This window comes from Arthrobacter sp. Sr33 (genome assembly GCF_054511195.1).
The window spans coordinates 38,020-46,016 of sequence record NZ_JBTNDD010000015.1; the positions used below are offsets into that span (position 1 = coordinate 38,020).

The following is a 7,997-nucleotide window of genomic DNA, read 5'->3' on the forward strand; positions in this document are numbered from 1 at the left end:
TCTAGCCAGTCGAGGCGATGGTGGAGGTGGAAGCGCTGGTGGAGGTGGTCTCTGCTGGCGTGGCCTGGCCGGACGTGGCCTGGGTGCCGAGGGTCCCCGTGGACCCCGTATAGCGGTAGAGCCGGGGCGGCCGGTGACGCACTCCCTGGAGGTAGTCATCGGTGGGGGTGATATCGGGGGTGGCCCGAAGCTGACGGCGGAAATTGGCGGGATCCAGGTGCCGATCCAGGACCGCCTCGTAGACTTCCCTGACCTGCGCCAGGGTGAAGGTCTCGCCAAGAAAGTGGTAGGCGATCGAGCCGTATTCCACCTTGCTGCGCAGCCGCCAGAGGGCGTAATCCACGATGGAGTTGTGGTCGAAGGCGAGATCCTCGAGCTTGTCGGCGCGGAACCATTTCACATTCTCGGATTCCTGGGTCAGGGCAGCCTCGTCGGGTTGTACCAACGCCCAGTAGACGATAGAGACCAGGCGTTGAGTGGCGGCCCGGTCCAAACCGCCAAACGCGTAAAGCTGCTCCAGATAATTGGGGACCAACCCGGTAGTCTCCCGCAGGTTGCGCGACGCGGCATCCTGGAGCGACTCCACCTGGGCTAGCGGGCCACCCGGCAACGCCCACTTGCCGAGATGCGGCTGCCTGATCCGCCGGACCAGCGGCAACCACAGGGTGGGCCGGCCCGACGTCGCACTCGGCCGGAGCGCGAAGATCACCGTTGAAATCGCCAGCGCGGGTGGCTGCAACTGCCGCTCGGAGACGTTTGCTGCGTCTGCGTACATCGGATCCCCTCGCCTAGTGCTTCACCCATGAGTTAATGTCAGATTGACTCTAACTGATTTTAGCTGGAAATCCCCGGTTCTCCAACCCGCCCCCGCACGGAGCCGCCCCAACCCGGGATCGAGTCAACAGATATGACGGGTTACGGCCCGACAATCGGTTATTCCTGGCGACTCGACCCGGGGGTGGGGTGACTTAGGTGCGGGGCTGGTGGCTACTCGACCCGGAGGGTGGGGGTGACTTAGGTGCGGGGCTTGGTGGGGGCGTGCTCGGCGGCGGCACGCATCAGCGGCAGGGTCCGACCCTCGAAGTGGGTGTTCAGCACGATCACGGTCGATGAGCGCACCACCGTCCGGGTAGCGATGATGGCGTCAATCACCCGCTGCAGGTCCGGGTTGGACCGGGCCGCCACCTTGGCGAGCAGATCGCTCTCGCCCGAAACGGTGTGCACTTCCTGGATCTCCGGGATCTTCGCCAGCGCGACGGCGACGGCGTCGTGCCCGGAGTCCTGGTGAATGGTCAGCGAACAGTAGGCCACCACCGGGTAGCCCAGGCTGCGCGGTTCAATCCTCGGCCCCCAGCCGGCGATCACCCCGTCGCGCTGCATGCGGTCGAGCCTCGCCTGGATGGTGGCGCGGGCAACCGAGAGGCGCCTCGACGCCTCAAGCACACTCATCCGCGGATCATCGGTGAAGAGCTCAGCGATTCGTGAATCGAGGGGATCGATGACCATGGATAACCTTTCGGGAGCAAAAGAGGCGCCGGTGTTGTGTCTTGGCGAAATAGTGACTACTGTCACAGACGTTGGTCTATTCGACCAAGCGGCAGGGGTGGGTTCGACGGCGCACGTGCTCCTGTCGCTTTTTTTGTGCCGTCTTTTTCCCAGCCTATCGAACACTTTGTATATCAATTGCCAACATGTCTCAGCATTTCGAGACATACTGCGCAGCTCTCACCACACAGATTGCAGAGGCTGCATTTTGGACGTAGCGTCGCTCGAGCAGAGTGACTTCGATCATAAGGATGGCAATGAACTCCACGCCCACCCCTCCCGAGGAGGAACTGAAGAGGCTCTACCGGCTTTTGGTAACAGTGCGTCAGCTGGATATTGCGGCCGTCCGCTGGCAGCGGCAGGGCATCATCCCCGGCTACGCTCCCCTGCTGGGTCAGGAGGCGGCCCAGGTGGGCAGCGGCTTCGCCGTGGACACTGCGCTGGACTTCGTTTTCCCCACCTACCGGGAGATGGGCGTGGCCCGGGCCATGAACGTTGACATGGTGCAGTACATGGCCACCCACAAGGCCACCTGGCATGGCGGGCTTTACGATCCGGCTGCCACTCACCTTGCACCCATCCAGGCGGTAGTCGCCGGATCGGTTCTTCACGCCGTCGGGTGGGCCCACGGCCAGACCCTCGCCCGGCATGAGCGTCAGCCCGGTGCCGGCAGCGGCGTCGCTCTCACCTATTTCGGCGACGGAGCCAGCTCCCAGGGCGACGTCCATGAGGCAATGAACTTCGCTGCGGTGATGAAAGCCCCCGTGGTCTTCTTCGTGCAGAACAACGGGTGGGCGATCTCCGTCCCCACGGCCGCGCAGGTTGCCGGTGGCGCCGTGGCGGCCCGCGCCGCCGGTTATGGGATGCCGTCCCTCACCGTGGACGGCAACGACGTCGTCGCCGTCCTTGCGGCGACCCGGCAGGCGGTTGAGCATTGCCGCGCCGGGAACGGACCAATGCTGATCGAAGCCAACACGTACCGCCTGGGTCCACACTCCACGAGCGATGACCCAGGCCGTTACCGTTCCCTCGCCGACGAGCAGACAGCCCGCAGCCTCGATCCGGTGCAGCGTTGCGCGGACCTGTTGCGTACCGTCTACGAAACGGAGACCGATTACTTCGGCGCCGTCCTCGCCGAGGCCGAGGCCGAAACCGAACGGGTCAGGGAGGGTCTGGAGGCTCTCGAGCCGCGGCCCGGATCCGACATGTTCACCTACGTCTTCCAGGAAAGCACGCCCGCCCTGCAGCAGCAGGAGACAACATGGAGAGAGGAATCAGAGCATGTCTGAGCAGACGGCGGAGATCACGGCTCCGGTCACAGTCGATCCCGAGTCGCCCCTCGAGCACCTCTCCATGCAGCAGGCGCTGAATCGGGCGCTGGCAGAATCGCTGGACGAGAATCCCAAGACCCTCATCTTCGGGGAAGACGTGGGCCAGCTCGGCGGCGTGTTCCGAATTACCGACGGGCTGCAGCAGCGGTTCGGTGCGGACCGGGTATTCGACACCCCCCTGGCCGAATCGGGCATCCTGGGCATGTCGGTGGGGCTGGCGATGGCAGGTTTCCACCCCATCCCTGAAGTGCAGTTCGACGGGTTTGCCTACCCCGCCGTCAACCAGATTGTGTGCCAGATCGGCCGGATGAATTACCGGAGCCGGGGCACCCTCCCCATGCCGATCACCCTGCGGGTTCCCTCCTTCGGTGGGATCCGCGCGCCCGAACACCACGGCGAAAGCCTTGAGAGCCTCTTCGCCCACGTGCCCGGGCTGAAGGTGGTGTCGCCGTCGGACCCCCATCAGGCCTACCACCTGCTCAAGCATGCCGTGCGGCGCCCCGACCCGGTGATCTTCATGGAGCCCAAGGCCCGCTACTGGCAAAAGGGACAGGTCGACACCGCCGACGGCGGCACCCTCGAAGGCTCGCGCGTCGCCCGCAGCGGTCGGCACGTCACCCTGATCGCCTGGGGTGCGATGGTGTCACGCTGCCTTCAGGTAGCCGAGCTCGCGGCCGAAGACGGGATCGAGGTCGAAGTCCTCGATCTGCGCTGGCTGAAGCCGATCGACGCTGCAGGCCTTGCAGCGTCAGTGCTGAAGACGAAGCGCGCCGTCGTCGTCCACGAAGCGCCGCGCACCAGCGGACTGGGCGCCGAAATCGCGGCATTGGTGACCGAGCAGTGCTTCAATGTTCTGAAGGCACCGGTGGAACGGGTGACAGGGTTTGATGTCCCGTATCCCTCCGGCGATCTGGAAGACGAGTACGTACCGAACATCGACCGGATCCTGTTCGGCATTCAACGAGTATTGGAGCATCGCCGTGGCTGAACTGTCCTTTCCGCTACCCGACTTGGGTGAGGGCCTGATCGAGGCTACAGTCCTGGAATGGCTGGTCGCCGTGGGTGACACTGTTGAACGCAATCAGCCGCTGGTTGAGGTGGAAACCACCAAGTCTGCGGTGGAGTTACCCTCACCGCAGGCGGGAACAGTGGTTAGAGTTCATGGTGAGCCGGGAGACGTAGTGAAAGTGGGGGACCCTCTGATTGTGTTTGAGGTCCCCGACAACACGGCCGGCATTGTTGGCACCGTGCCCGAGGAACGCGCGCCCAAGCGGCGGGTGCGCCTGAGCCTCGGGTCCGACGACGACTGACACGCCTAATCTGAGGGAGATCGATATGGGACGCCACCGGGACCACCTCGTGGAGGGCATTGACCCGCACCTGTCCGTTGAGGAATACAGCCCTGCGCAAAAGTCCGACGCACGCCCTGTGCTGTTGTTGCATGGATTTGCGTCGTCGTCGAAGTTGAACTGGCATGATTCGGGCTGGGTGAGGGCATTGACCGACGCCGGTCGGCGGGTGATTACCGTCGATCTGCCGGGCCACGGGAGCAGCGCCTCCCCCGAGGAACGTGATGCGTACGCACCAAGCCGGATCCGGGCCGACCTGTTGCAGCTCCTGCTGGACTACCAGGTGAGCCCCCTCGACGAGTCCAAGCCTTCCAGCGGCGTGGACATTATCGGATACTCGCTGGGATCGAGACTTGCCTGGGAGTTTGGCGCCACCCAGCCTGAACTGGTGCACCGGATGGTCCTCGGGGGGCCGGGCACCGCAGACCCCCTGGCTGATTTTGACCTTCCCGCCGCCCAGCAGCACCTGACCGACGGCACCCCCATCGACGACGCCTCGACCGCCGGCCTGTTACGGATGGCCCGGCTGGTGCCATCCCACGACGTCTTCGCGCTGCTGACCATGGTGGAGGCGATCAAGGGCGAGCCGTTCAACGCTGCCGAGGCAGTGCCGCACATGCCGTTGCTGCTGGTCGCCGGCGACAAGGACGACCGGGCAACCACCATGCCCGAGCTGGCCGCGTTGAGTCCGCGCGCGGAGACTGTGTGGCTCCCGGGCCGAACCCACACCAATGCGGTGACGTCGAGGGCCTTCAAAACGGCTGCGATTGAGTTCCTCAACGGTTAGCTCACCGCGCTTTTCGCTGGCTCCGTGCGGCGCGTCACTACTCGCGCCAAAGTACGATAGCGTGGCATAGTCAGCCGACTTAGTAATACGAGCTGATCCCTGTCAATCTCTCGTACGGTGAGGACCCCGTGAACCAACTGCTAGCGCAGCGGTATCGAACCGCCGAGCTCCTCGGCACGGGCGGCGCGGCGGCTGTGTACCGCGCGATTGATCAGAACCTGGGCCGCGACGTCGCGGTCAAGGTGTTCAACCCCAGTACCTCCGACGACGACGACTACCGCCGGCAGCACACCGAAACACTACTGCTCGCCACGCTGAACCATCCGGGCCTTGTTACCCTCCACGATGCGGGGCTGCAGCAGGACGAGTCGGGCCGGACCACCAGTTTTCTGGTCATGGAACTCGTCGATGGGCTGGATCTGAGGAAACTCCTGAAGACCGAACGCCTCCAACCCCTAGCGGTGGCCCAGCTCGGTGCCGACCTGGCCGATGCGCTGGCCTACGTCCATTCCCAGGGCGTCATCCATCGGGACGTCAAGCCCGCAAACATCCTGCTGTACCGTTCCGACGAGCAGGACACCCGACTGTACTCGAAGCTGACCGACTTCGGCATTGCGCGGATGGTTGACGCCTCGGCGGCGACCGCGACCGGCGCCACCATCGGCACCGCCAACTATCTCAGCCCCGAGCAGGCGCACGGAACGGCTGTCGACTACAAATCCGACATCTACTCCCTCGGCCTGGTGCTGCTCGAATGCCTTACCGGCAAAAAAGCCTTTCCCGGCGCCGTCGTCGAAGCGGCCGTCGCCCGGCTCCTGCGCGATCCTGAGGTTCCCGCCGATCTGGGACCCTTCTGGGCTCCGCTCCTGACCAGCATGACGGCACGCGGCCCCCAGCAGCGCCCGGATGCCCACGAGGTTGCCCTGGCCTTGCGTGAGTATGCCGCGGCCGACGACGACCTCCTGGTGTCCAGGCCCGCCGGGCAGGCCCACTCGGACGAGTCAGCCGCTGAGTCGCCGGGGGCGATCACCGGCGGGATAACCACCGGCAACGTCTACATTCCGGCACCGCCGGCCCACGCACCCACCCTTGGCTAGCACCCCCACTCCCCCGCACACGAGCGCATCGGACCCAGGTACTGGCGCCGCGCATCGTGCCATGCGTCGCGGCCCGCTCAGCGGCGCTCAGTACCTGGAAAAGTGGTTCGGGGAGCTAGTTGTCTTCGTCCGAGGGTTCCTCGGGCTCAAAGCTCGAGGCCTCTTCAGTGACTCCTGCTCCTACCCCCTCCTCGGACTCCGGGATAGTGCCTTCGGGGCCTTTCGACTTCTCGTCGGCGTTCGCATTTTCCGGCTCAGGCTGCTCAGTCATGGCGCTCCTTCTGGTTGCTGTTCAACTCGTCCTGTCATCCTAGCGAGTCCCGGTGGCGCTGACTCATCGAATGGCCCAGGGCTCGCTCCTGGGCGCGGGCGCCGGACCGAATATGGCAAGCTAATCAAATGATGAAGGCGGACCGCGTGCACCCCTGGATACGGCGAGTCGCCATTGAAGTGGGCGGGTGGACACTGGTGGTGCTTGGTATTGCCGGGTTGGTCCTCCCCGGTCCGGGCCTGCTATTGGTCGCTTCCGGACTGGCAGTGCTGTCCTTCCGCTATCCCTGGGCGGAACGGCTCTTGCATCCGGTGATGGCGCGGGCCATGCAGGCGGCCGAGCTGGGCATGCTGACCTGGCCCCGTATTGTGCTCAGTGTGCTGGGCGCGCTGACGCTCATGGCCACGGGAGTGATCTGGGGGTTACAACCCGATGTCCCCGGCTGGTGGCCGCTGGAAGACCGGTGGTGGCTGCCGGGCGGCTGGGTCACCGGTGGCACCATGATCGGCTCAGGCATCATTGCGTTGGGCCTGGTCGTCTACAGTTACCGACGGTTCAGGCCCGGTCGGTCAGAACGCTAGACGCACGGCACCGCCAGGTGCGTCGGCTATTTCAGGAACTTCGACGTACGCCGGTCGGCCAGCGGTTTGCCGCCGGTCTGGCAGGTGGGACAGTACTGCAGCGAGGAATCCGCGAAGGAAACTTCGCGCACCGTGTCACCGCAGACCGGGCACGCCTCGCCCGTGCGGGCATGTACCCGCAGTGACTGCCGTTTGGTGTCCTTGAGTTCCTTGGCGGGCCGCCCGGACGCAGCCTCGATCGCTGTCCTCAGCAGGTGGTGCATGGTGGTGTGGAGGGTGGCGACGGCGTCGTCGTCGAGCTTGTTGGCCAGGGCAAACGGCGAGAGCCGTGCCGCGTGCAGGATTTCATCGCTGTAGGCGTTGCCAATTCCCGCGATCTTTGACTGATCCCTCAGCAGCCCCTTGATCTGGCCAGCGTGGGCGTGTAGCAGGGGCTTGAATCCCGCCAGGTCCAACTCAAGCGCATCCGGTCCCAGCCTGGCGATCCCGGGAACCTCCTCAGGGCTCTCGACCACGTAGGCGGCCAGCGACTTGCGGGTCCCAGCCTCGGTCAGGTCGAAGCCCGGCTCACCCCCGGGTCCAGGTTCGGTGCCAGCGTCCGCGAACCGGACCCGCAGCGCGATTAGCCCCTTGCCCGGCTTCAGGCGTGCCGTGCTGAGACTGTCGGACCATCTGAGCCACCCGGCGCGGGCCAGATGCATCACCAGGAATAGCCCGCCGATCTCCAGCACCAGGAATTTGCCACGCCGGTCAACTGATTGAACCTGCAGCCCAGCCAGGGACTGCACGGGTACCTTGGCCGTCTTCAGCACCGAAAAGGACGCCACCTCAAGACCGGCGACGACGGCGGGCGGACCGTCCTCGGGGATGAGTTTCCGCCGAAGGAAGTCAACGAGTCCCTGCACCTCAGGCATCTCTGGCATGGACCTAGGTTAACACTGCTGCACAACGGACGGGGGCGGGGGGGGGGGGGGGGGGGGGGGGGGGGGGGGGGGGGGGGGGGGGGGGGGGGGGGGGGGGGGGGGGGGGGGGGGGG

The 7,997-nt window shown here is 65.3% G+C and carries 10 protein-coding genes; 6 read left to right on the forward strand and 4 right to left on the reverse strand.

Annotated elements, in window-relative coordinates; all coding sequences use genetic code 11:
* Position 1: 1 nt before the first annotated feature.
* Both ACX80T_RS15775 and ACX80T_RS15780 read right to left on the reverse strand, forming a co-directional pair.
* Entirely contained in the window at positions 2-775 is a 774-nt protein-coding gene (locus ACX80T_RS15775; protein ID WP_459304907.1) for an NUDIX hydrolase, read from the reverse strand.
* A gap of 239 nt (positions 776-1,014) precedes the next feature.
* A complete protein-coding gene (locus ACX80T_RS15780) occupies positions 1,015-1,506 on the reverse strand; it encodes an Lrp/AsnC family transcriptional regulator (protein WP_116778622.1) in 492 nt (163 codons plus the stop codon).
* A 296-nt stretch (positions 1,507-1,802) separates the two neighbouring features.
* Here ACX80T_RS15780 and ACX80T_RS15785 point away from each other — a divergent pair, with 296 nt between their 5' ends.
* The 5 genes from ACX80T_RS15785 (at position 1,803) to ACX80T_RS15805 (ending at position 6,109) form a co-directional block, all read left to right on the forward strand.
* Positions 1,803-2,834, forward strand: a complete 1,032-nt coding sequence (locus tag ACX80T_RS15785; RefSeq protein WP_459304908.1) for a thiamine pyrophosphate-dependent enzyme — start codon at positions 1,803-1,805, stop codon at positions 2,832-2,834.
* Positions 2,827-3,864: an alpha-ketoacid dehydrogenase subunit beta gene (locus ACX80T_RS15790; protein WP_459304910.1), complete on the forward strand. Its 1,038-nt coding sequence runs from the start codon at positions 2,827-2,829 to the stop codon at positions 3,862-3,864. Before ACX80T_RS15785 ends, ACX80T_RS15790 begins: the two co-directional genes overlap by 8 nt.
* Positions 3,857-4,186: a biotin/lipoyl-containing protein gene (locus ACX80T_RS15795; RefSeq protein WP_019481228.1), complete on the forward strand. Its 330-nt coding sequence runs from the start codon at positions 3,857-3,859 to the stop codon at positions 4,184-4,186. The genes ACX80T_RS15790 and ACX80T_RS15795 overlap by 8 nt, the downstream gene beginning before the upstream one ends.
* Positions 4,187-4,211: 25 nt before the next feature.
* Positions 4,212-5,012, forward strand: coding sequence for an alpha/beta fold hydrolase (locus ACX80T_RS15800; protein WP_459304912.1), 801 nt, complete (start codon positions 4,212-4,214; stop codon positions 5,010-5,012).
* Between the two features lie 128 nt (positions 5,013-5,140).
* Positions 5,141-6,109 (forward strand): serine/threonine-protein kinase, encoded by a 969-nt coding sequence (locus ACX80T_RS15805; RefSeq protein ID WP_459304913.1) that lies wholly within the window; start codon positions 5,141-5,143, stop codon positions 6,107-6,109.
* Between the two features lie 115 nt (positions 6,110-6,224).
* Here the strand turns inward: ACX80T_RS15805 and ACX80T_RS15810 are convergent, their stop codons facing one another.
* A complete protein-coding gene (locus ACX80T_RS15810; protein WP_156911140.1) occupies positions 6,225-6,380 on the reverse strand; it encodes a hypothetical protein in 156 nt (51 codons plus the stop codon).
* A 128-nt stretch (positions 6,381-6,508) separates the two neighbouring features.
* Here ACX80T_RS15810 and ACX80T_RS15815 point away from each other — a divergent pair, with 128 nt between their 5' ends.
* The gene (locus ACX80T_RS15815) at positions 6,509-6,961 is read left to right on the forward strand and encodes a PGPGW domain-containing protein (protein ID WP_459304914.1); all 453 of its coding nucleotides are present in this window, start codon (positions 6,509-6,511) and stop codon (positions 6,959-6,961) included.
* A 26-nt stretch (positions 6,962-6,987) separates the two neighbouring features.
* Here ACX80T_RS15815 and ACX80T_RS15820 read toward each other — a convergent pair whose 3' ends face one another.
* Positions 6,988-7,884: a DNA-formamidopyrimidine glycosylase family protein gene (locus ACX80T_RS15820; RefSeq protein WP_459304916.1), complete on the reverse strand. Its 897-nt coding sequence runs from the start codon at positions 7,882-7,884 to the stop codon at positions 6,988-6,990.
* Between the last annotated feature and the right edge of the window lie 113 nt (positions 7,885-7,997).

Coding starts and splice junctions, on each gene's coding strand:
- ACX80T_RS15775 (WP_459304907.1), bottom strand. CDS start 775: ATGTACGCAGACGCAGCAAACGTCTCCGAGCGGCAGTTGCAGCCACCC.
- ACX80T_RS15780 (WP_116778622.1), bottom strand. CDS start 1,506: ATGGTCATCGATCCCCTCGATTCACGAATCGCTGAGCTCTTCACCGAT.
- ACX80T_RS15785 (WP_459304908.1), top strand. CDS start 1,803: ATGAACTCCACGCCCACCCCTCCCGAGGAGGAACTGAAGAGGCTCTAC.
- ACX80T_RS15790 (WP_459304910.1), top strand. CDS start 2,827: ATGTCTGAGCAGACGGCGGAGATCACGGCTCCGGTCACAGTCGATCCC.
- ACX80T_RS15800 (WP_459304912.1), top strand. CDS start 4,212: ATGGGACGCCACCGGGACCACCTCGTGGAGGGCATTGACCCGCACCTG.
- ACX80T_RS15810 (WP_156911140.1), bottom strand. CDS start 6,380: ATGACTGAGCAGCCTGAGCCGGAAAATGCGAACGCCGACGAGAAGTCG.
- ACX80T_RS15815 (WP_459304914.1), top strand. CDS start 6,509: ATGATGAAGGCGGACCGCGTGCACCCCTGGATACGGCGAGTCGCCATT.
- ACX80T_RS15820 (WP_459304916.1), bottom strand. CDS start 7,884: ATGCCAGAGATGCCTGAGGTGCAGGGACTCGTTGACTTCCTTCGGCGG.